The sequence below is a fragment of the Mucilaginibacter gossypii genome (assembly GCF_900100945.1).
Taxonomy (GTDB): domain Bacteria; phylum Bacteroidota; class Bacteroidia; order Sphingobacteriales; family Sphingobacteriaceae; genus Mucilaginibacter; species Mucilaginibacter gossypii.
The window spans coordinates 399,492-419,801 of record NZ_FNCG01000002.1; the positions used below are offsets into that span (position 1 = coordinate 399,492).

Consider the following 20,310-nt stretch of genomic DNA (forward strand, 5'->3'; position numbering starts at 1 on the left):
GCTATACAACGCTAATCCATTTTCAATTGCTTATTGCGATTTTAAAATTTCATGAAACTTCTTTTGCAGGGCTTTTTTGTCAGGAAGTATAGTTTGATACTCCGCTACCATTGCAGGAGATAAGTTTCTGCTTAATGCGTATTCTACAACTTCACTATCTTTATTTTTGCATAATAAGATACCTATGGATGGGTTTTCGTGAGATTTTTTTACATCCCTATCCAATGCTTCTAAATAAAAATTCAGTTGCCCAAGATGTTCAGGTTTAAATTTATCAGCTTTTAGTTCAAATGCTATTAAACATTGGAGGCTACGGTGATAAAAAACTAAGTCAATAAAAAAATCACTATTCCCGACCTGGATTCTATATTGTTCATCCATAAACAGAAAGTCCTTACCCAATTCCAAAATAACATTTTTCATTTGGGCTATTAGCGCATGTTGCAGGTCGCCTTCGCTATGGACTTCCGATAAATTGAGGAACTCAAAAATATAAGTGTCTTTGAACGCACCGGCTATGTCAGGTTTTAATTCTCTCATCACTGATGAGAGTTTTTGATTGCCTATCATTACTCTTTCAAATACGCCACTATTCATTTGCCTTTCTAATTCTCTGGAACTGTACAGCTCTTTAGCACACAAGCGCAGATAAAATTCCTTCTCTTCAATAGAACGGCAACGACTAAATATCGCTAAATTATTTGTCCAGGTATTTTCTCTCAGCAGTGCCGAGAGATTTTGATGATCCTTATAGGTTTCATAAAATTGCTTCATGCGCCATAAGTTTTTATCGGAAAAACCTTTTAGTTCAGGTTCGGCAGTTAATATATAAACCGCCAAACTCGATACAATTGATTTTCCCCATTCCTCATTCTCAATTCTGTTGCTTATATATTCACCAACTTTCCAGTATAAGTCAATCAATTCCGTATTTACTGCTTTGTAAGCGTTGAAGCGCGATTGCTGAATTAATCCTATTACCTCTATAAACTGATTTTCCACCTGCTTTTTCATAATTTTAGATTTAAGATACCTTTAATAATCCTTGTTCCCCGAAAATTTTGCTTTCTAACGCCATCATATTATTGCTGATCTTTCGCTTAGTGATTTTGGCGTAAATTTGAGTTGAACGCAAATCCTTGTGACCTAACAACTTTCCGACAGTTTCTATAGGAACATCATTTTCGAGAAGAACAGTTGTCGCAAATGTGTGCCTCGCTGTATGCGTGGTAAGTTCTTTTTTGATACCGCAAATTGTTGCTACCTCTTTGATGTACGCGTTGTAGCGAACGTTGCTATTAACAGGCAACAACTTATTCTCACTTAAACAGTAGGAATGATTTTTATATTTTTCAATTATTGCCAGGGCTATTGGTAACAATGGTACTGTTTCTTCAACGCCGGTTTTTTGCCGATCTTTCGTAATCCATAATTTGCCATCCAACCCTTTGAAGATATTTGCCGGTTCAAGATTATAGACAGTTTCGTAAGCATAGCCAGTAAAGCAACAGAAAACATAAACGTCACGCACCTCTGCTAACCGCTCAACTGAAATTTCTTTTTCATACATTCCGACCAACTCGTGCATTTCAAGTGTTTCTCTATCAGGATCTTTATAAGTGCATTTAAACCCTGATATAGTATTATGTTTAATCCAGCCTTCATCAATGGCGCGATCTATAATCTGTTTGAGCGTTTTTACATATTTCATGGCGGTATTATCCCCGATATTTTCCATAGTTAGATGGTGGAAGAAATTAACGGCGAAAGCCATTTCAATATCTTCTAAAGCAATATCAGCCACTTTAAGTTTTTTCTTTAGAAAGTCCTGTACTTTATCTTTTAAACGCTCATAACGTACTAAAGTACCCTTACTGCCTTTGTTCTTGTCAACCCTTTGTGCAAATTCTTCGTTATGAAGTTTGAAAGCCTGCATCAACGTTTTTTGTAAAATCAGTTTAGGCATGTAAGCATCTTTAATCATATCAGGATGCACACGTTTATTTACAGCCGATACTTGATTATAGTGTTTTTCTAACTCTGCTTTAGTTTTTATAATGTAGCTGTTGATTAGTTTGTAATCGGCGCAGCCACTTGTGGCTGTTGCGGATTCTTCGTCCCAATGATCGGGATGAATTTTTTTGCCGGAAGAAAACTCCGTGCGGCCCCCTTTTACGGTTATGCGAACATAGATCGGCACCAAACCTTCTTTGGTAGCCTTTTGGCGTTTAAGCCAAAATAAGATAGAAAGATCTTCATTTACTTTCATGAGATTTTTTTGTTTAAAAGATGAAACCAAACGTTTTTAAACTGAAAATCAAACTGGTACAAGTCACCAGTATTAATTCGGTGACCTAATTTCGGAAGAAACAATAGGTCACCGAATAGGTCACCGATTACTTTGAATTACATTGAACTAACTTGTATTGAAATTTTTAAGAAAATCAGAGGGATGGTTTTGAAAAAAGCTGGTTTCTAAGCTAAAAACCGCGTTTAAACAAAAAAGAGCCTCTTTTTCAAGAGGCTCTTACTTCAAAAACCGGCTACGAACTCTGGTATTCTGTTCGTCTCTGTGATCCCGCTGGGACTCGAACCCAGGACCCCAACATTAAAAGTGTTATGCTCTACCGGCTGAGCTACGGAATCTTTCTTTAAATTTTTCGCTTACTAAGGCGTGGCTGTTTAAAGGCAGCTTTTGTTTTTAAATGAAAAAGCCTCTTTTCAAAGGCTTTGTGATCCCGCTGGGACTCGAACCCAGGACCCCAACATTAAAAGTGTTATGCTCTACCGGCTGAGCTACGGAATCATTCTTTAAACTTTTTCGGTTCGGTTAACCGTTTCCGTTTAAAGTGGTGCAAATATAGGGTTCCTAATTATTACCTGCAAGCTATTTTTTAAATTAATGTTAAGGTTTTTTTAAGCCGTTAAAAACCAGTAAACTACAATTTTAGAACGGCTATTTTACCACTATTCCCGGCTAATAATACAAGCTTACCGTGTTTTGCCCTACGGCAAACGTTAAAACTTGTGCTATCTATTTGTTTCCATGTTTGGCCGCCGTTTGTTGTAATATTGCTCCCGGGTGTGCCTGTAGAAAGAAACATTCCGGATTTTATGTGCTCAACACTTGATTGAAACCCTGCCGGCCCTGTTTGGGATGGTGTAAATGTGAGGACAGGGTGAACCGCCAGGATAGTCGCCACTGAATCTGTTTTTTTATCACTGGCATAATCACCCCCAACAATGATACCGGTATTTTGCCCTATCGATATTGAAAAAGCGCCTTCACTGCTTTTTTCATGTGTAAGTGGAAGGTTTGAATACTGCCATTGATTATTGTGAGGCTGTAAGGAAATAAGCCTGGCGTTACTACCCCCTGAAACGATGTATATCGCCTCTTTGTCCGATACTCTGAGGCATGTGCCACTTGCGGCAAACGATGCCTCTCCAGGCAGTGCATTTGGGGCATTATTCGACTCGTTCCAGGTTTCACCGCCGTCTTTGGTTTCCAGTAATAAAAATTTATTGTTGATCGGGTCGCCCAAGATGTAGCCATGAAGGTTATCGGCAAAATCCATGGCGTCTAAAAAATAGGTGGTATCCGTTTTTCGATATTTTTCATGCCAGGTTTGTCCGCCATCAACCGTTTTCAAGATGAGGGACGGCGTGCCCGAACTCATGATTACGGCCTCTTTATCGTTGAAAGCTTCAATATCCCGAAAGTCGGATTTTTCATAGCCCTTTATTTGCTGCCAGTCCCAGGTTTTGCCGCCATCGTTTGTTTTGGCGATGTATCCTTTGCTGCCGCTTATCCATGCCGTATTATCATCAACTACAGATAAACCACGGATGCTTGTTGGTTTATCCTGTTGTAAAACGGTAATAGTTTGTGCTTTCAGGACAGAATTGAACCACAAAGAACAAAGTAAGATACTTGAAATAAAAATGCGGTTTAGTTTCATTACGTGTGATATAAAGAGTTTTATGAAACCTAAGTTAGATTTTCAAAGGCCGTTAAACAACATAATATTGATTTTTTAATTTATTAAGTTGCAATTTGCCGGAAACGATTATATTTGCACGCTTGTTAATAAAACGATAAGCCCGGATGGCGAAATTGGTAAACGTTGCGGTCTCAGAAGCCGTTGAGAATTGTCTCTTGAGAGTTCGAGTCTCTCTTCGGGCACGCCTTTTTTAAAGTAAGAAAAATTAGAATGTGAGAATTGAAAGATTCTCACATTTTTTAAAAGCCCAGGTGGCGAAATTGGTAGACGCACCATCTTGAGGGGGTGGCATTCGTAAGGATGTACGAGTTCGAATCTCGTTCTGGGCACACCTCTTAAACTTTTTTTTTAAGATCTCTTCCCCTCTTTTAATCCACGGACTTCCTGCTGTAATACATTAACTTGTCCTTCCAGTACTTTCAACCTGATCTCATTGATCCTGCTTTGTGTTTCCTGCGATGAACGGATATCTTTAATGTCGCCTTTCAATTGGAAGTAGCCTGTCATTACCGAAACAACAATGCTTACGGTGCTGGCTATGGTGACTATCATATTCTTTATGGTAATGCCCCTGATCTCTCTGTGTTCAAATGTTGTCATGATGTAGATATTATAAATTGGTTGAGAAATGCGCGGGTATTTAATTGCTTGCGCTATAATGATGGTGAGCAAAATCTCAAAATCCCCATTAAAAAATAAAACGCCTGGTAATATTTTTTATATGCGATTTTGATAGGTATGGTAAATCATAAAACTCCAAAAAAAGATTTAATCGGGCTTTAAGATTCAGAGAAATTCAATTAACATAGCCTTTTATGAGCCTGCGCCAATTAAAATATCCTGCTTGACTAAGGTGGATACCATCAATCGTAAGATCAGGGTCTATCTTATCTCCTTTTAAGAACTCGGGATACAAATTAATAAACGTTACATTAGAACTATCGCAAATACTTTTGGCATCCTTATTATACCTTACAATTTTTGTATTTAAAGTGTCTAACGACGTAGGGAGAATCGATTCAACAAATATGCCTGTACTCGGTGATTTCGTTTTTATTAAGTTTATCATTGTAACAAGATGAGCGATAACAGTATCTGAAGGTATCGCATATCTAAAATCATTTATCCCAAATTCAATAAAAAGCCTTTTCGGTTTACGATAAATCAGCCTGTTAATTACTTCTATACCATTTTCTGATATACTACCAGCAAAACCCATGTTCTTAACAAATGGATTATCAAATCCTCTTTCAACATTAAATCCTTCCGTAATGCTTGTTCCTAAAAAAACAATTTCATTTTTATTGGGCTTTGATTTTAAAAAATTCGACCAACGCTGTTCGGTATCTGATGGCTTTTGGGGATGAAAAAACAGCCAATTGCCATAATACAGCCGTTTACCCACAAAAAACAATACAAATAAAATATTGAGTGATAACGAAGCTATCAACAAACGTTTTTTAAACTTATTATTAAATATTAATTATCTACAATTCTTATGCGAATTTATAATTATAAATTAAGTTAGTGTTACTTCTTTAAACATGTTGATTCGCCATGAGAGTAGCTTATAAAGCGCATTGCGGGAAACTATACCCATTAAACTAACGTAACCTGCTTCCACGCTTGCCAAGAACCATATCCAACCCTTACAAACTCATTCGTTACAGAATCATAAGAGGATAGTGTTTGTTTAACGGTACCAATACTCGATCTATGAGTTATCACCATTCCATTAATCGGCCACCCATCAGAGGATAAAACAAAATCGGTACATATCCCCGTCGGAAACGCAGATGGCGATTTAGAAAGTGTTATCCCTCCTGGAGTACCGTCATAAACGAGTGCAGTTGGAACCGGGGATAAAATGTAAAAAGACTGCCAGCCCGATATTGACCATCCTACACGAACGTATAACTTACCGTTGTTAGTTCCATCGAACGAGGCTAATTCTTGCCTATACATATCATTACTAAGATGATGAGTTATAAGAAATCCGCTAATAGGCCACCCGTTAGACGATTCAACATATTCGTATGTAATACCCTTACGATACGCAGATGGTAACGCAGAAAATAAACGTCCTGATTGCCCGGCATCAACAACATCAGGGGCTCTAAAATATTCAGGGAACAAAACATCAAATGTCTTATTAGCAATTGCTACATAAAGCGGGTCTTGCGGGTGAACTAATTCGTTTGGTAGTGATATGTTTATGGCTGTTAGGTAATCCTGCCCATGCACACTATCTTGAAAAGTACCGTATATGTCTTGAAAAATACATTGGTACTTTCGCGCCAATGCTCTTAGACCGTTATTAACTAGCTCATTAAAAATCTGCCCTTGATGTCCATTAACATCGTCTGTCGTCGGATTTTGCGATTGAAGAATAATAGCTAAATGCTGATAATCAAACCCCGTTGTACTCCTGATGGTAGACAGTCCAGTATCCAAACGCCCTAAAAAAGCAATAGCATTAGCTTCGGGAGTACCTCCAACCCACGAATCATTTATTCCCCAACGTAAAATGTATACGTCAGGATTTTGGGCTAAATCTGCCGGTAAAGCAGTCGATAGCCAGTAGGCAGTACTTTGCCCTCCTACACCGCTGTTAATATATGTAACGTTATCTATGTGATTATTTAAAGTAATTTGATTAAGAAGTATATCCGGGTGATAAGTATTTGAGCTTGCACCAGTTCCCGCGGTTGTGCTATCTCCTGAAAGAATTACCTTAACAGCTGTTTTAGCTAATAGCTTTTTGTGAAATGAAGATAAATACTCCTCACCGAATACTCTTTGGTATTTATCAGCATAGCTATTTATTTGCTGTTTTAGATAGGTGGTTTGTTTTAAAATTTTAACGTCGCCCTCTATAGTTACCCCCTTTGTATTATCAAAAGCAGTAACCGAGAAATCGCCATTGTCAAATATTCTCTTATTGGCAGCTAAAGCATTTGCAACCGCCGCCGTATCATCCGTCACACCATCCCCAACAGCTCCATAATCAACCCTGAAAGATTTAATCTGCCCGGATGGTTCAGACGAGCCGCCCCCGCCACTACCAGAAGGCGCATTAATCCAATGCAAATCACCATCAGTATTGCTGTTTTTTGCCAGGATCTGCCCACTTGCCCCTCCCGAAGGAATCTTAAATAAACCGGTAATTTGCGCTTGCAGCTTCCCTAAAGCCTGCAAAATGCTATCGATTGCTGATATTGCCGAGGCACTCCCGAATCCGATACCTGTAAGTACAGCGTTTAAAACCCTCGATACCGTGAAATATTTGTTTGTCGCGCCTTCGGGTACAGCATCGGTAGTACCGGGCGACGCGACAATTTGGATGTATGCCGATCCGCCCCACCTGTATTCATTGTTGGTATCGGTAGTAATATAGATTTTTCCGGTTTCTCCGATCGCCGGCAGGGATGCATAATTGGCAATCTCCAGTACATCATCAACATAGCCGGGGAGTTGGGCTGCCGAAATCTTTCCGCTGCCATCTAAACCCGCATAGCCGTTGGGGGTGTTTTTGTTCGCAGTTTCTTCAAATTGTACGCCCGAAACTATCAATGAAATTCCGCTGCCCCAGATACCGGCGGTCTTGGGGCCGAAAAAATAATAAGAGGAGGTGTTGATATAAAAATCACCGTCGGTACCCAGGCTGTTTGCCGGATTGGTTAGCCCGTTTAATATGGTTTTGCCGTTTGTACCATTGGTACCATCCGTTCCGCTTGCCCCTTGTGGTCCCTGCGGACCTGTTTGCATAGAGAATACCTGGTTCCATGCTCCGGCGGTCTTTTTGTAAAATATACCGCTTACGGTGTTTATAAATGTATCGTCATTATTACCGGTTGACGTACTGGGGCTGGTTGTGCCATATAGCACGGTGGTATCGCCGGTGCTTCCGGTGGCTATGGTGTAAACAATTGTCCAAACACCTGCTATTTTTTGCGCAAAGGAGCCTGCTGCAGTGTTTATAAATACGTCCCCGTCTTTACCACTTGTGTTTTGCGGAAGCACCGGGCCGAAGGTTAGGTTAGCTCCGGCGTTTAGCCCTGAATTGATAAATTGAAGCAGGGTGGCAAAATCGAATTGATAATCGGCATTGTTGCTGATCAGGATTGATCTGTCTTCGGTATTTATAGTTTCTGCTATCGGGAGCTCGCTTATTTTTTTATCGTTCGCCATCAGTTTAAAAATTCGGTTATTGGTAAATTGTAATTGTTAATTGTGCCCGGATAGTTGAAATCATTTTTGTCGATACCACGGATCCGCGGACCGGACTGGCGGCTGCTTTTATTCTTTTCGTTGTAGCGCCAAAGCGGAAAGTTTTCCTGGTTATCTCTTAAAAATTTTTCTATATCATTGGTATAAGCATTGGCTATACTGCGCTGCTGCTGCACCAGTTTTACAATCTCGGGCGATGAAAGGGCATCGCCGTTATCGTGGCGTTTAATAACTGGTCCAGTTGCAGTGTAGTATATAGCGTCGTTTTCAATAAAGCGGGCAAAGGTGAAATAAACCAGGGCGGGAGCGAGGCCTTCGTATAATACGATGCGGCCATACTCGTCAAGATATTCGCTGCCGTTTAACAGATCTTTATAAGCCTGCGGCGCATCATCTTTTATAGTGCCGTCATCATTGCAATAGGTTATTAGCTGGTAGTACAAAGCATATCCTAAAAATGGTTTTAGGTCGAGCTCCTGGGCCTTTTTGATAAATACTTTGAGCCGTTCGGGTTTAATGTTTACGTTAATATCTTCATATTGTTGAAATATGGTTTGATTAATTAAATAGATCATGGCATGGCCTCCTAACTCCTGTTAAGGGATTTGAAAATGTTATTTACGATTGTGTTGATTGACCTGGAAGTCGAAAGTCTTAAGTCTAAGGCCTTGAGTCAGTATTTCTTTATACTTAGAACTTACAATTAAAGACTTATGACTTAAATCACGGACACATAGCTTCAGCTTCTGCTTGTTTAAAACCATAAGCGTATATCAAAGCGGCTATTTTGCTTTTTTGAGGAATGGCCGATTGCAGGAGCCCGTTGATGGCGTTTCCGGCCTTGATACCCGGGCTATCATCGGCTGCTATCGCTGTTACGGGTACGATGTTCCAGTTATTACCGGGATTTATATTTCTGTAAAAACGATTGAAAATTTCAGCTAAAGTTTCTGACAGGTCAAGCCTGTCGGCCGCGGTATTGTCATTGAACTCAAGAATAGCCTGCTTCTTTTCGCTGCCGTTGCTTAACCCTGATGATTTTTCGGCGTTAATCAATTCTTTTGGCACCGAAAAGCCTTTAATGATGCGGGCTTCGACAGATCGTTCCGTCGTTTCAAACAGCTTATCGTTATTCTGAATAGGGTAGGCTTTGAATTCCGGTTTTGAGTTTTCATCTTCATATTCAATTACGATGATCTTTTGCGCGCTTTTCGCACCCTGAAATGCGCCGAGGTCTTTTTCAAGCTGCGATGGGATATTGGCCGCTGAGTACTCATCGGCATCAGGCCTGGTGTTTTCGGCCTCCTCGCGGCGCGACTGCATAAAAAGCATGGTTGATGGCAGAAACCCGGTGGTTACCTCCCTGTTGTTGAAAATCTTGATCCCGGCCTCGGTTTCAAAATCCTCCCATACCGAATCTGCTTCAATTAACGGGTAATCATCAACTTCCGGATTAAAATAAAACAACTGTCCTTTGTAATGTTCCCATCCGCCGGCCCGGGATACCTGTTCCCGGATCACCTGCGGATCAGGATTATACCTGTCTAAAAAAGTGATCTTGCTGCGCATGATGTTTTTCCAGGTTTTGCGGCCCCAATCCGAGTATAGCGCGTATTTATCGGCTGTTTCCGGGGCATCAGTATCACCCATGCGGATATCTTCGAACTTCACATAGCTTACTGATACAATCTTAAAATCAGCATTGTAATTTAGGTGAATGCCGAAACCAGTGAAAAGTGCTTTGTCGGTAGCCAATGCCTTTAATAGTTTGGCAAGGGTCAAGCCTTTAGAGTTAATTACCTGTTTGCCGAGGTCCCTTTGTTCAAACCCGTTACCGGCAATGAATTTTGTTCGTTTGTTCCAGCAGTCTTTTGCTGTAGGTGATCCGGCTACCAACTCGAGCATGCGCTGCGGATAAGCATTATCCAGGTCATAATTAAGAATACCATAGGTTTGGTTTGGCCTTACCAGTATTCGCCGTTCAATTTGCGGAAGGTAGGTTTTCATTTTGAACCTCCTTTGTTTGAATCTTTATTAGCCATTGATTTGCGCCTATTCTTAGATTGGATTATAACTCCCCCTTCAGGGTGACGGGGGGCAAACAGCGCTTCTATATGTGGATATCGTTGTAAGTACCATTCTGCTTCTTCATCGCTCAGGTTTTCATTGCAATGTATTGCTGCCGAACCAGGTGCAAATTGATGAAAGCCGGGTTTAAGCATGTATTTCTTTGTTATTGCGTCATCAGTCATTTGGTCATTAGTTTTAGGTTATAGAAAAAGGATCTTTTAATGGTCATTAGCCATTATACAATGACTAATGACCTCATGACACAATGATTATGCTGTAACCAGCGCCTCGATAGCTGATAAAGTGCTGGCATAAGTGGCGTTACCAGTGCCGGGAGCAATAGATACCGCGCGGGGAGGGTAGGGCTCTTTCATTTTATCAGGATTGGTAAGCTTCAGTTTGTAACCACCGTCAAGTGATTCATCTGCGGCATTACGTTCGGCATCGGTTAGGATCAATCCGTTTACCGCGCCAAAAAGTTCAATAGCCGAATCGCTTGATTTATAGTTATTAACCGCTATGGCGCGTACGCGGCCATATCCCATGGCCATAAGCTGGCCTTTGATATCAACAGATAAACCTGCTATGTTGAAATCTATCTCTTCGGTATAACGCGGGCCTACCTGTGTTTTTGTTTGTTTAGAAGTAGTATTGAAACTGTTATTTGTTCCTTCAAATTTGTAAACTTTGGCATTGCTCACAGCGGTTAATCCTTTAACAATAAGCGGGTTGCTGGTGTCGTAAGTGAGCACAATATCATCCGCATTAAAGATATAGATCACATCCTCAATACCCGAGGTAATAGGTTCATCCGTACCCAGGCTAAAACCTGCGTTTATTTTATTATAAATTGACATGTTATTATTGGTTGATTAAGTTAATGGTTGATTAAGTTGATTGGGTTAGTTAAGGATAGGGTAAAGAGTCAATAACCACTCACCTAACCAACCCAATCAACAATTCACTAAGCAGAGAGGTAGAACAGTTCGTTGGCAAATTTGAAATTTACGGCCGCTTTCATACGGGCTTTCATGCGTACCACGTTATCGTTGGTGTAAGGCTTCAGGTAAACGGTTGATAGCTCAGAAGCATCACCTAACAGGTCGACACCAAGGAACAGGTTTGACGACCTTGCACCTAAAATGGTATTAGCCTGCCAGTGGTTCATGATCTGGAGCGGAATACCCAGGTAGTCCATCTTTTTCATATCGGTAAAAGCGTTGATAACGTTTAATGCCTTGTTTGCCTGCGCCTGGGCATACGCATAACCCACATGTAAAGGAATCTGTAAGTTAAAATCTTCCTGTATCCTATCGGCAGGGTCAAGCTGGGCGTAAACGCTGCCCAGCACCTGCAATACATTGCTTACGTTAATGTAGTTTACTATAGCCGCGGTAGCTGTGCCGCTAAAAGTTGCGGGCTTACGGCTGTTAACTTCGTTGTAGTTACGCACCAGCTTAAACGAGGTGGCGCTCGCTACCTGAATAAAGTAAGATTGGCCCTGAACAGCTATGCCTGGCGCGCCATTGGTAGTATCCTTGCTGGTGCCGGTTACCGCGGTGATTGTAACAACATCGCCATCAGCGAGAGGGTTGAGGTATCGGCCACGGTTACAATGCCGTTTGCATCAATTGCGGTAGCTGCCAATGAGGTGGCGGGTTTGCTTAACCCTACTTTGTAAACGCCTGAAGCCGCAGCTATTGATAGGAGCAGGCCGGGGAAGTCGGCTGTAAAGGCAGCTTCCTTAGTGGCGCTTTTGCCAAGCCAGTACAAGCGTTCGTTAGCAATCTGGATTTTTGTTAAATAACGCTGTACCATAAAGTCCGACAGGTCAACCACACCTTCGTAATCCATAAAGGCACCTGGTTTAAGCGACTGGGCTTCCCAGCTTTGCGCAAGTTTATCCCATTGCTCCTGTTTCATGAATTCGTAAACCACAGGGTCAAGATAGCTTTCCGTTTGGTGGGCGGTTGTGCCCTGATCGGTAAAGATGCCCGATGGGTTTTGCAATACAACGTCGTCATCAACATCAAGGATCACCTTGCGGGCTTTTACGTCGTTGATTACTGTGAGCAGGCCACGCTTAACCGAATCAGCTTCCAGTAATGTGCTTGCCATAAATCCTGCCAGCGCTTCGCCGGCGTAGGTGTTGTTTGTAAATGTAAATTGAGCCATAAAGTTTAGCTCCCCGGCCCCCTAAAGGGGGAGCTTTTGATTGTTTTAACGTATAGGGATAGTGAGAAAGAGTTAATTAGATATGATAAGGTTTAGATGGTATGTTGATTTGTTTAGGAAGCGATAGCTTTTTTTACAGCGTTTTTCGCGATTTCGGTTTGTGGGGCAAAGAATGGAGCAGGCTCTGAATGGGTTTTATTGCTGCGCTTTGAACTTTCAGGTATAAAGGTTGATTTGATTTCGTTCTTTACTTCAGTACGTGTTTTTTGCAGGCGGTTGTTGGCTTCCTCAAGCGCGCTACGAGCTTCTGTCAACAGTGCGTTTTGTGCATGCAGGCGGGCTTTTAACTGCTGCATACGGTTTTGTACATCAGCAGTTTTTTTTGTCGATTTAAATTTACTTTCCGGCAGGTTGTCGTCTTCATCCTCTGCTTCCGGTGCTGTTTCAGGGTCAGCAGGTGTTACCGTTTGAATCTTTCCGTGTTTAACGTCCAGTTGTTTGCCATCGGCGCAGGTATAAGTATCGCTTATGGCGGGCGTAGTCATGTCTTCGTCCTGGTAAACTTCGGCACCTTCTTCAATTTGGTCTGCGTGGTGCAGCGTTCCCTTATCGGTGATGGTTTGCTTGTTTACCACTTTTTTGAAAAAATTCATGATCTTGTTTAATACCGACGTGGTTTTCTCAATGAGTTCTTTGTTTTCGATGTTCATGCTGTTGTTATTTATGTTTAAGAGTTTGTTGATGCATCGCTGGTAAACTGCTGGGGCAGCGTTTGTATAGTTTTTAATAAGCGCGCTGTTAGTGATCTCTGTTTGATAATCTTCTATTTGATCGATAAAGCCGAGATCAAGGGCCTGATCGGCAGTCATCCAGGTGACGGAGTTGATCAAGCTGTTTACGGTAACTCCGTCTAACCCGGATTTGTCCATGTAGATCTGTGCCAGGCGCTCCTGAACTACATTTAACATTTGTACATCTTTTAAGAGTTCATCGGCGTTGCCGCCTGTGCCAACCATAGGTTTGTGAATCATAAGCAATGCGTATTTGCTCATGATCACTTTTCTGCCGCCCATTGCAACAACTGAAGCTGCCGAGGCAGCCAGCGCGTCGATATAGGTAGTAATTTTACCGGGATACTTTTTAAGCAGATCATAAATAGCGATGGCATCAAATGCACTGCCGCCTACCGAACTGATGTGTACTTCAACGTCATCGCCCGCTGCCGCCTCAAGTTGGGTTTGTATGTAAACTGATGATAAATTACCCGAACCAATGCAGTCGGTTTCGGTATCGTATAAATAAATTTTGTAGCTCATATTGGTATTGTTTTTGTCTGAAAGTCGGGAAGTCAGAAAGTCCTGAAGATGGACTGGGGATTGTTAATTAGCTTGTAATAGCGGCCGTTTTTTTTACGTCTTATAATGCCGGCTGGCATGTATCAAAGGTCGTTGTTATTTTTTGTTTGGATGGTGACAGTGTTTTGTCAGTTGTTTATCTGACCCCGAATTTTTTGAATGAATTGAATTTGCTTCGGCTGATTCTGGCTATGGGCTATTTTTTGTTTAGCTGATTGATATAACAAATGTCGATACAAATTTCTTTTAATCTGGTGACAGTGTTTTGTCAGTGGAAGAATTTTTAAGCTGCTTTTTCAGAAAAACAGTTGAGTGCACGCCAAATAGTGCGTTCGTCCTTATTAAACTTGATTTCTGCCTCAAGCACAGCCTGATTTTTATTAATACCACGGGTTTGCTGCTGGGCGTTCACCCATAAATAAATTTCGCGGTACACAAATACTTTAGTGGTTATAAAGCCTGCTTTATACATGGCCGAGAAAATGCCTTCATCAAACAGGGTGTTTGCGATTTGAATATCCATAGAGGTTAGCGGTTAGCGGTTAGCGGTTAGAGGTTAGCGGTTAGAGGTTAGAGGTTAGAGGTTAGAGGTTAGAGGTATGTTAATTATGACAATTGGCATAGTTTGCTACAAATTTACCCTGTTTATAGTTTGAGCCAGAATATTTTGCTGGTTGTTAATATCCTTAACATCCACATAAACAGGAGGGAAGTTATTGATCATTTGGTAAGCGAGGGTATTGGCCAGGTCCTTCACATCATTGACTGGTTGATTATAATAACGGTTAGCGTTGCCTCCGTCGGTAAATATACCTCCTATGGCATAACCGCGGCCTGGATTGGGTATCGAAAAGTCACGACCACCATGCGCCACGTTAATTGCACTTACCAAATTGCGGGCCCAGGGATTACGCATTGCTTCAGACACAACAATAGCTTCACCCGAACGGAGGTATGCGTTTGTATTATCGGTACGGCTATAACCGGGCAATAATGCCCCCCGACCGTCGGACTGATAGTGTAAGCCGCCTTTAGCATATTGAGGTGGTTTTTGAGCTACAATAGTGGCTACTTGTATAGCTGTAGAGGCGATGATGCCCGGTATAACAAAGGGAGCAAGTATACCCGTTTGTGACGTTGCTTTGGTAATGGCCAATGCACCGTTAATAACGGCTTGTAATATCGATGCTTTCTGTTCTGCCTTAAAGGCCTTGACTTTTTCTGCAGCTTCCTTTTTTTGATACTTATCTTCAATCGCTTTTTTCTGGGTGTTTGTCAGGTTTTTATTGCTTAGTTCGGCTGATTTGTCTTTTTCCAACCCTCTTATCCTGGCGCCGCTTTGAGTTTTAATGTTGTTTTGAATGATAGAAAAAGCTTTATCGGCCACTTGTTGTGCGCTTTGCAATGCAAACTCTTTACGTTGTTGCTCGTATTGCTGAGTTAACGCTGTAATATCCTTTTGCTTTTGATCTTCTAATTCTTTAATCTTGTCGACGTTGCCGGCGGCCAGTTTAATCTCGTAACTATATTTATCATCAATGAGTTGTTTTTCAGCTTCTAATTTCTGACCGGGCAGCAGGGCTTTATCAACCTTTTTCTCATCCTTTGCCACAGTGTCCTCGTGTTGATTAGCATCTATTACGGCCTGCATTTGCTTTTTTGCTTCATCAAAATCATTTTTATTAAAAAACTGAATTTTATCACCAATACCAAGATGGAATTTTTGTTGAAGCTGCTCACTTTTTTTGTCGTAATCTTCCTGGCTGATCAGCTTTCTACTCAGCGCATCATTCAACGCGGCGAGTTCAATGTCGTAGTGTTGCTTATCAAGCTCAATTTGTTTGGCAAATGTAATTGCCCTGGCTTGCAATAATTGGGCGGCGCGGGAGGTATCTATTTTCTGTTTCTTTTTTTGTGGGGCTGTGTCAGTGTCAAAATTATCCCAAAAACTCATGTCCATTTCTTTCGCTATATCAGCAGCTTGTTTTTGAAATCCGGCTGCTATTGCTTCCAACTTCTTTTGCTCGTTTTGGGCATCTTTTACTGCTTGAGCCCGCCGATTTTCGGCTTGCTTTTTCTTTTCTCTATCGGCTGTTTCACTTGTGTTTGGTATACCTCTTGACCCTTCGCCAGCGGCACCCGGATTTCTGTTTAGTACGTCCATCACTTTGTCCCAAAATGTAAGAGAATCATCGTCTGACTTTAATTTGGCTTGCTCTGCTTCATAAGCTTTTTTTGCAGCATCCTGAAGTGCTAACTGGGCTGCAGCTTTGTATAAGGTCATTTTTATATAGGCGGGCCCATCTTTTGTTAACTTGTTCTCAACTTCGGCCAATGATGATGCCTTGCCCATTGTTTTTCCCAGCGTTTCATTATATTGATTCAATACATCTTTTTTCTTAAGAAAACCATTTCGGGCTAAATCGACATTTATTTTTAACTCATCTAATTGCTGGATAGCTTTTGAATAGTCGCTACTGCTGAAAGCTTTATTTAGTGCATTTAATTTAAGTGTAGCGTCATTAATAGCATCTTTTCCTTGTATGAGAGATGCAACCCATTCCATTATTTCCGGGCCATAAATAGTTAATATAGTTAGACCAGCGCTTAATATATTGGTGAATGTAAGAAAGCCTGCCCTTACGCCTTCAATGATATTTTTCCATATAGAAAATGTGGATGAAAGTGTTGATAAAGTTTCCTTGAATGCATTGCCAGATTTTGCAGCTGCCTCATTTTGTTCATTCAATTTTTTAATTGAGTCTGTTAATTTGTTAAGGTCTTTATCTAAGGCATGCACATTGTCTGAGACATTTTTTATCGGTTTACCAAGGTTACTTATGCTGTTCTTTAAATTGATAAACGCCTGGTTGTATTTTTCGATCTGCTGAATGGAATTATTCATGTCCGAAAATATCGGGTCATCATTGGATGAATTTGTCATTTTGATTATTAGTTTTAATTATGTTTAGGTAAAAAAGTAGCCGCTAATATTAAACAAAAAAGTCTTTTTTAATTTGATGGCTTAATGCTTAAAATTCCATTTGGCATAATTTAAAGATTGATTTAATTCAGAATGATTAGAAGAATCTGCGGTTATAGCGAACTGTCCGAGCTATGGCTTAGGATATTAGGATGCGGAACTGATTATCAACAAAGTTGTGTGCAGCCTTAACTAAATAATCAGGCGATATTTATTACTGTAGCTTTTTAGTTATTTTAGTAATGCTTTCTATTTTGAAATCAAGTTTAGGGTTTGAGAAAGCATAATCCTTATCATCCCCATTACTTGTAAACTCAATATCCCCCGTTTTATTTTTCTCAAATGATCCGGTTATTAATACTCTATCACCTTTTAACAAATCTTTTAGCTTATCTTTTATGATGGTATTGTCTGGTAGTACCCTGGCAGATAATACTATATTACTCAAATCTGGGTATTTTTGGTCGTCATCTAAGTAAATCTTTGGCGTAACAAGTAAAGTTGCCTCGATATAATCAACGGGGTAACTTTTTAATTCAATTTGATAAAGAGTAGCCTGCCATTGCACAGCTTTCGCATGCAAAGTATCCACAATCAATTTAGCTACCTGAGCATGTTGTTTATCATATATTTCATTTTTTTTTATCGCATTTTCTTCTCCGGAATAGAGAGAATCAGCTACATGAAATTTATTTATTAACGTTAATTCCTCAGTCGGTCGGTCATCTACTATTTTAACAGGAGGAGTGCAACTTGCTATAATTAATAATAACAACAGAAGGTTATATGATTTCATCAAAGTGATAATTTAGATTTTACTAATATTATTGGTAAATATAACGTTTACACTTTGGGTTGCAAATAATATTTGAAAAATAAAAAAATGTTAACCAAGCTTTACTAATTCTACTTTTGTCGGCTGTCCTTTACGCCAGCTATCGATTTTGTTGATATAATAATAACAGCTGTCCTGCTCCAGATAAACCGGAATAAGCAAATCAAGTTCCATGATATCGCGCGGGGTTAATAAAAAATAGCGCACTACCTTTTTGGTTTGGGTTAGTATCTTTTGCAGTTGCGGATAATAGTTTGTTCTTAAACCTGGCTGCTTTGCGCCGTTAACTCCCGGTTTATCGCTAAAGCAAAGGTTAAATTCACCATCGGGTTTATAAAAATAAGGCACCGATACTACGTCATTTACCTCAACAGTCTTTTCGCCGTCGGTAAATTTTACCGTAGGATAATCTTTAAGATTGAGCAGGTTTAACTTTTGATCAATCAATATTCTTGGTGATGTGCTGATGCTGAAATCGTTGGTATCGCTATCAGGATCGAGCTTTTTAATTTGCGCTATAGTTCCACCGGTAAATGCCCGGTTAAGGGTAGGGGCAAACTGGCTTTCGAACAGGTCGGCACTTGCCGGCAGGGTCTTATCTTTAACTATAATTTCAGAATCGGCCAGTTTTTTGGGTAATACGTTATCGTCATCCTTGTATTTCATGTAATTAACCTGTGCATATCCGCCGAGTTGAAAACTTATGGTTTTACCCTGATCAATACACTTGCTTGTCCAGTTTTTTGCGATTGGAATATTGGAAACAATATCTGCAAATGAATTAAAGGACACGGTGTGGGTACTGTTATCTGTTTGGCATACAATGCCGAAACGTTGCAGCGTATCCTTCAATAAATCTTTCTGACTTATATCCGGAAAAATGCGTTCGCATTGTACCTGCTGGCCATATAAAACCGGTTTCTGATCAACATCGAACCTAAACACAGCGCCTTTATGAATAAATACGGTGGTGTTATAACGGTGCAGGTGGTAAGTGATGAAAATCGAATATCCTTTATTAAGCTCGAAATCGTATGTGAGCTTTAAATTCTTAACCGGTTCTGTGCGCTCACGGGTATTAGGCGGATAAGCCTTATCTGTAAAGTTGATGGTTTGCTTTGCCACTTCGCTTGAATGGCCGTTTGCATCACGATAGTTTATGATGAGTTCAAAATACCCGTTATCGCCGGTATTGGCCACGCCATGCATGTCTAAGTCGAGAATGAGGCTTGCTGTGCCGTTAACCCGCTCTGTTGCGTGGTATTCCTGAAATCCAATTGGTAAAGTTCTGTCCGTATTATCATTGGCATGCATACCTAACTGCCCGCCATCAATTACAAGTTCGTTATTTGTAACGTACAACATCGATGCTGATTTACTCAAACCTTCAACTGAGTTCTGAAAATCGGTACCATGTTCAAACTCGTCATTGGCAAACTGACAAATAAGTTTAGGGTATAACTCATTTTTAAGCAAGGAGCCTGTTGCTTTATAACCTGTGTTTTTGATCATTAGTTCGATTGCAGTTTTAATGAAAAAACCTGGCCGCATGGTATACACATCCAAAGGTTTATCAAAATCAACCTCATTTATTGATCCATAATCAACAACAGGCCATATCCAACCCTCTTCCTTTTTTTGTGATGCAACAATGGTTTCCAAATTCCAGGGATGGTCAAAAGCCTGCCACGGCAGGTTTTTACCCAAATTGGATGTGGTGCTGCTGCTATCGCCCATGTCATAGATTTTTCCCTCCAACGCGTCAAAAAAATCAACATTGCCACTTAATATGGTGATGTTGGCCGTATCCTGTTCAATGCTGTTAAGCACAGCTAACCCATAAGGGATGATTTCAAGCCCATCCTGTATAATTTTAGCCTGATAATTATCATAGGGCAGGTTTGTAGTAAAAGCTACCTGATCCGGAAAACCCAGAATTTGACGGTTACGTTGCGTTAGCGGGATCTTAAACTGGTTGCTGGTATTGCCCTGCTGGTTTTTAACTTCGGCCAGGTTATTGATCTGGAAGGTAAGCGCAATAGGGCTGTCATCAGTTAAATCAACCAGTTGGTCATTAATATAAAGTTGTATCTGATTCATGAAATTAGCAAATGTTAGTTGTTGACCGTTGTTTAAAACAATTGGTTTATTATCAATAATTTATTTAAGTTTATGATCCCGACCAATTAACCTGAAACAGCATTCAATGCATGTAAAGTATCTTTTGATAATTGCCATATTGGTATGTTGCCTGGTATCATGCAAAAAAGATGATAAGGCTGCTAACCCTGTAGTTACTATTACAGGTAAATGGTACCTGAAAAAATATCATACCCGCAGTTATAAAAACAATGTGCTGTTGAGAGATACTGCCCGTACAGATTACTCGGCTGCTGATTTTGAAATTTTTAATAATGATGGTTCAGGTTATACGTCAAACCGCACTCCGTCGGGCGAAACGGCGCTTATTAAATATCAATACACTTTGAAGGATAAAGTATTAACCATAAGTAAAACAACACCAGCATTTTATGAAGGCACTTATACCGTTAATACACTTAGCGAAAAGGCACTTGAAGTAAGTTATGAAAGTAGTATAACTGTTGATGGTGATTATTACTATGGGATTGATAACATTAGTTTTACGAAAGAATAAGT

General features: G+C 40.4%; 18 protein-coding genes and 4 tRNA genes. 3 read left to right on the top strand and 19 right to left on the bottom strand.

Going from position 1 to position 20,310, the window contains the following annotated elements; all coding sequences use genetic code 11:
* Positions 1-30: 30 nt before the first annotated feature.
* The 5 genes from BLS28_RS05115 to BLS28_RS05135 all read right to left on the bottom strand — a co-directional run bounded on the left by BLS28_RS05115 (position 31) and on the right by BLS28_RS05135 (position 3,962).
* Positions 31-1,014, bottom strand: a complete 984-nt coding sequence (locus BLS28_RS05115) for a PDDEXK nuclease domain-containing protein (protein ID WP_218134352.1) — start codon at positions 1,012-1,014, stop codon at positions 31-33.
* Between the two features lie 10 nt (positions 1,015-1,024).
* Complete coding sequence (locus tag BLS28_RS05120) at positions 1,025-2,269, bottom strand: site-specific integrase (protein ID WP_091163215.1); 1,245 nt, start codon at positions 2,267-2,269, stop codon at positions 1,025-1,027.
* A gap of 304 nt (positions 2,270-2,573) precedes the next feature.
* Positions 2,574-2,646, bottom strand: a tRNA-Lys gene (locus BLS28_RS05125).
* Between the two features lie 87 nt (positions 2,647-2,733).
* Positions 2,734-2,806: transfer RNA gene (locus tag BLS28_RS05130), tRNA-Lys, on the bottom strand.
* Positions 2,807-2,939: 133 nt separating this feature from the next.
* Positions 2,940-3,962, bottom strand: a complete 1,023-nt coding sequence (locus BLS28_RS05135; protein ID WP_091163216.1) for a WD40/YVTN/BNR-like repeat-containing protein — start codon at positions 3,960-3,962, stop codon at positions 2,940-2,942.
* 140 nt (positions 3,963-4,102) lie between these two features.
* On the opposite strand from BLS28_RS05135, the gene BLS28_RS05140 reads away from it, so the two are divergent.
* Both BLS28_RS05140 and BLS28_RS05145 read left to right on the top strand, forming a co-directional pair.
* Positions 4,103-4,186: transfer RNA gene (locus BLS28_RS05140), tRNA-Leu, on the top strand.
* 63 nt (positions 4,187-4,249) lie between these two features.
* A tRNA-Leu gene (locus tag BLS28_RS05145) sits at positions 4,250-4,333 on the top strand.
* Between the two features lie 19 nt (positions 4,334-4,352).
* On the opposite strand, the gene BLS28_RS05150 is transcribed toward BLS28_RS05145, so the two are convergent.
* The 14 genes from BLS28_RS05150 to BLS28_RS05215 all read right to left on the bottom strand — a co-directional run bounded on the left by BLS28_RS05150 (position 4,353) and on the right by BLS28_RS05215 (position 19,752).
* Positions 4,353-4,604: a hypothetical protein gene (locus BLS28_RS05150; protein WP_091163217.1), complete on the bottom strand. Its 252-nt coding sequence runs from the start codon at positions 4,602-4,604 to the stop codon at positions 4,353-4,355.
* Between the two features lie 196 nt (positions 4,605-4,800).
* Positions 4,801-5,454, bottom strand: a complete 654-nt coding sequence (locus BLS28_RS05155; protein ID WP_176844373.1) for a GDSL-type esterase/lipase family protein — start codon at positions 5,452-5,454, stop codon at positions 4,801-4,803.
* Positions 5,455-5,603: 149 nt separating this feature from the next.
* Positions 5,604-8,195 carry an SGNH/GDSL hydrolase family protein gene (locus BLS28_RS05160; protein WP_091163219.1) on the bottom strand — a complete coding sequence of 864 codons (2,592 nt, stop codon included), beginning with the start codon at positions 8,193-8,195 and terminating at the stop codon, positions 5,604-5,606.
* Positions 8,195-8,809 carry a DUF6712 family protein gene (locus tag BLS28_RS05165; protein ID WP_091163220.1) on the bottom strand — a complete coding sequence of 205 codons (615 nt, stop codon included), beginning with the start codon at positions 8,807-8,809 and terminating at the stop codon, positions 8,195-8,197. Before BLS28_RS05165 ends, BLS28_RS05160 begins: the two co-directional genes overlap by 1 nt.
* 148 nt (positions 8,810-8,957) lie before the next feature.
* Complete coding sequence (locus BLS28_RS05170; protein ID WP_091163221.1) at positions 8,958-10,241, bottom strand: hypothetical protein; 1,284 nt, start codon at positions 10,239-10,241, stop codon at positions 8,958-8,960.
* Complete coding sequence (locus BLS28_RS05175; protein ID WP_091163222.1) at positions 10,238-10,486, bottom strand: hypothetical protein; 249 nt, start codon at positions 10,484-10,486, stop codon at positions 10,238-10,240. The genes BLS28_RS05170 and BLS28_RS05175 overlap by 4 nt, the downstream gene beginning before the upstream one ends.
* Before the next feature lie 87 nt (positions 10,487-10,573).
* On the bottom strand, positions 10,574-11,161 hold the full coding sequence (locus BLS28_RS05180; protein ID WP_091163223.1) for a hypothetical protein: 588 nt from the start codon (positions 11,159-11,161) through the stop codon (positions 10,574-10,576).
* Positions 11,162-11,268: 107 nt separating this feature from the next.
* On the bottom strand, positions 11,269-11,757 hold the full coding sequence (locus tag BLS28_RS05185; RefSeq protein WP_091163224.1) for a hypothetical protein: 489 nt from the start codon (positions 11,755-11,757) through the stop codon (positions 11,269-11,271).
* Between the two features lie 98 nt (positions 11,758-11,855).
* Positions 11,856-12,479 carry a hypothetical protein gene (locus tag BLS28_RS05190; protein ID WP_091163225.1) on the bottom strand — a complete coding sequence of 208 codons (624 nt, stop codon included), beginning with the start codon at positions 12,477-12,479 and terminating at the stop codon, positions 11,856-11,858.
* Between the two features lie 113 nt (positions 12,480-12,592).
* Positions 12,593-13,795: a head maturation protease, ClpP-related gene (locus BLS28_RS05195; RefSeq protein ID WP_091163226.1), complete on the bottom strand. Its 1,203-nt coding sequence runs from the start codon at positions 13,793-13,795 to the stop codon at positions 12,593-12,595.
* Positions 13,796-14,117: 322 nt separating this feature from the next.
* A complete protein-coding gene (locus BLS28_RS05200) occupies positions 14,118-14,357 on the bottom strand; it encodes a hypothetical protein (RefSeq protein WP_091163227.1) in 240 nt (79 codons plus the stop codon).
* A 105-nt stretch (positions 14,358-14,462) separates the two neighbouring features.
* Positions 14,463-16,778, bottom strand: coding sequence for a hypothetical protein (locus BLS28_RS05205; protein WP_091163228.1), 2,316 nt, complete (start codon positions 16,776-16,778; stop codon positions 14,463-14,465).
* A gap of 253 nt (positions 16,779-17,031) precedes the next feature.
* Positions 17,032-17,613 carry a hypothetical protein gene (locus BLS28_RS05210; RefSeq protein ID WP_091163229.1) on the bottom strand — a complete coding sequence of 194 codons (582 nt, stop codon included), beginning with the start codon at positions 17,611-17,613 and terminating at the stop codon, positions 17,032-17,034.
* A 90-nt stretch (positions 17,614-17,703) separates the two neighbouring features.
* Positions 17,704-19,752 (bottom strand): hypothetical protein, encoded by a 2,049-nt coding sequence (locus BLS28_RS05215; RefSeq protein WP_091163230.1) that lies wholly within the window; start codon positions 19,750-19,752, stop codon positions 17,704-17,706.
* 106 nt (positions 19,753-19,858) lie between these two features.
* Here BLS28_RS05215 and BLS28_RS05220 point away from each other — a divergent pair, with 106 nt between their 5' ends.
* Complete coding sequence (locus BLS28_RS05220; protein WP_091163231.1) at positions 19,859-20,308, top strand: hypothetical protein; 450 nt, start codon at positions 19,859-19,861, stop codon at positions 20,306-20,308.
* The last annotated feature ends 2 nt before the right edge of the window (positions 20,309-20,310 follow it).

Bases quoted from the DNA above. Each gene is read 5' to 3' on its own strand.
- BLS28_RS05150 (WP_091163217.1), bottom strand. From the start codon at position 4,604: ATGACAACATTTGAACACAGAGAGATCAGGGGCATTACCATAAAGAAT.
- BLS28_RS05195 (WP_091163226.1), bottom strand. From the start codon at position 13,795: ATGAGCTACAAAATTTATTTATACGATACCGAAACCGACTGCATTGGT.
- BLS28_RS05210 (WP_091163229.1), bottom strand. From the start codon at position 17,613: ATGAAATCATATAACCTTCTGTTGTTATTATTAATTATAGCAAGTTGC.
- BLS28_RS05120 (WP_091163215.1), bottom strand. From the start codon at position 2,269: ATGAAAGTAAATGAAGATCTTTCTATCTTATTTTGGCTTAAACGCCAA.
- BLS28_RS05170 (WP_091163221.1), bottom strand. From the start codon at position 10,241: ATGAAAACCTACCTTCCGCAAATTGAACGGCGAATACTGGTAAGGCCA.
- BLS28_RS05200 (WP_091163227.1), bottom strand. From the start codon at position 14,357: ATGGATATTCAAATCGCAAACACCCTGTTTGATGAAGGCATTTTCTCG.
- BLS28_RS05115 (WP_218134352.1), bottom strand. From the start codon at position 1,014: ATGAAAAAGCAGGTGGAAAATCAGTTTATAGAGGTAATAGGATTAATT.
- BLS28_RS05220 (WP_091163231.1), top strand. From the start codon at position 19,859: ATGCATGTAAAGTATCTTTTGATAATTGCCATATTGGTATGTTGCCTG.
- BLS28_RS05135 (WP_091163216.1), bottom strand. From the start codon at position 3,962: ATGAAACTAAACCGCATTTTTATTTCAAGTATCTTACTTTGTTCTTTG.
- BLS28_RS05205 (WP_091163228.1), bottom strand. From the start codon at position 16,778: ATGACAAATTCATCCAATGATGACCCGATATTTTCGGACATGAATAAT.
- BLS28_RS05190 (WP_091163225.1), bottom strand. From the start codon at position 12,479: ATGGCTCAATTTACATTTACAAACAACACCTACGCCGGCGAAGCGCTG.
- BLS28_RS05165 (WP_091163220.1), bottom strand. From the start codon at position 8,809: ATGATCTATTTAATTAATCAAACCATATTTCAACAATATGAAGATATT.
- BLS28_RS05160 (WP_091163219.1), bottom strand. From the start codon at position 8,195: ATGGCGAACGATAAAAAAATAAGCGAGCTCCCGATAGCAGAAACTATA.
- BLS28_RS05180 (WP_091163223.1), bottom strand. From the start codon at position 11,161: ATGTCAATTTATAATAAAATAAACGCAGGTTTTAGCCTGGGTACGGAT.
- BLS28_RS05175 (WP_091163222.1), bottom strand. From the start codon at position 10,486: ATGACTGATGACGCAATAACAAAGAAATACATGCTTAAACCCGGCTTT.
- BLS28_RS05215 (WP_091163230.1), bottom strand. From the start codon at position 19,752: ATGAATCAGATACAACTTTATATTAATGACCAACTGGTTGATTTAACT.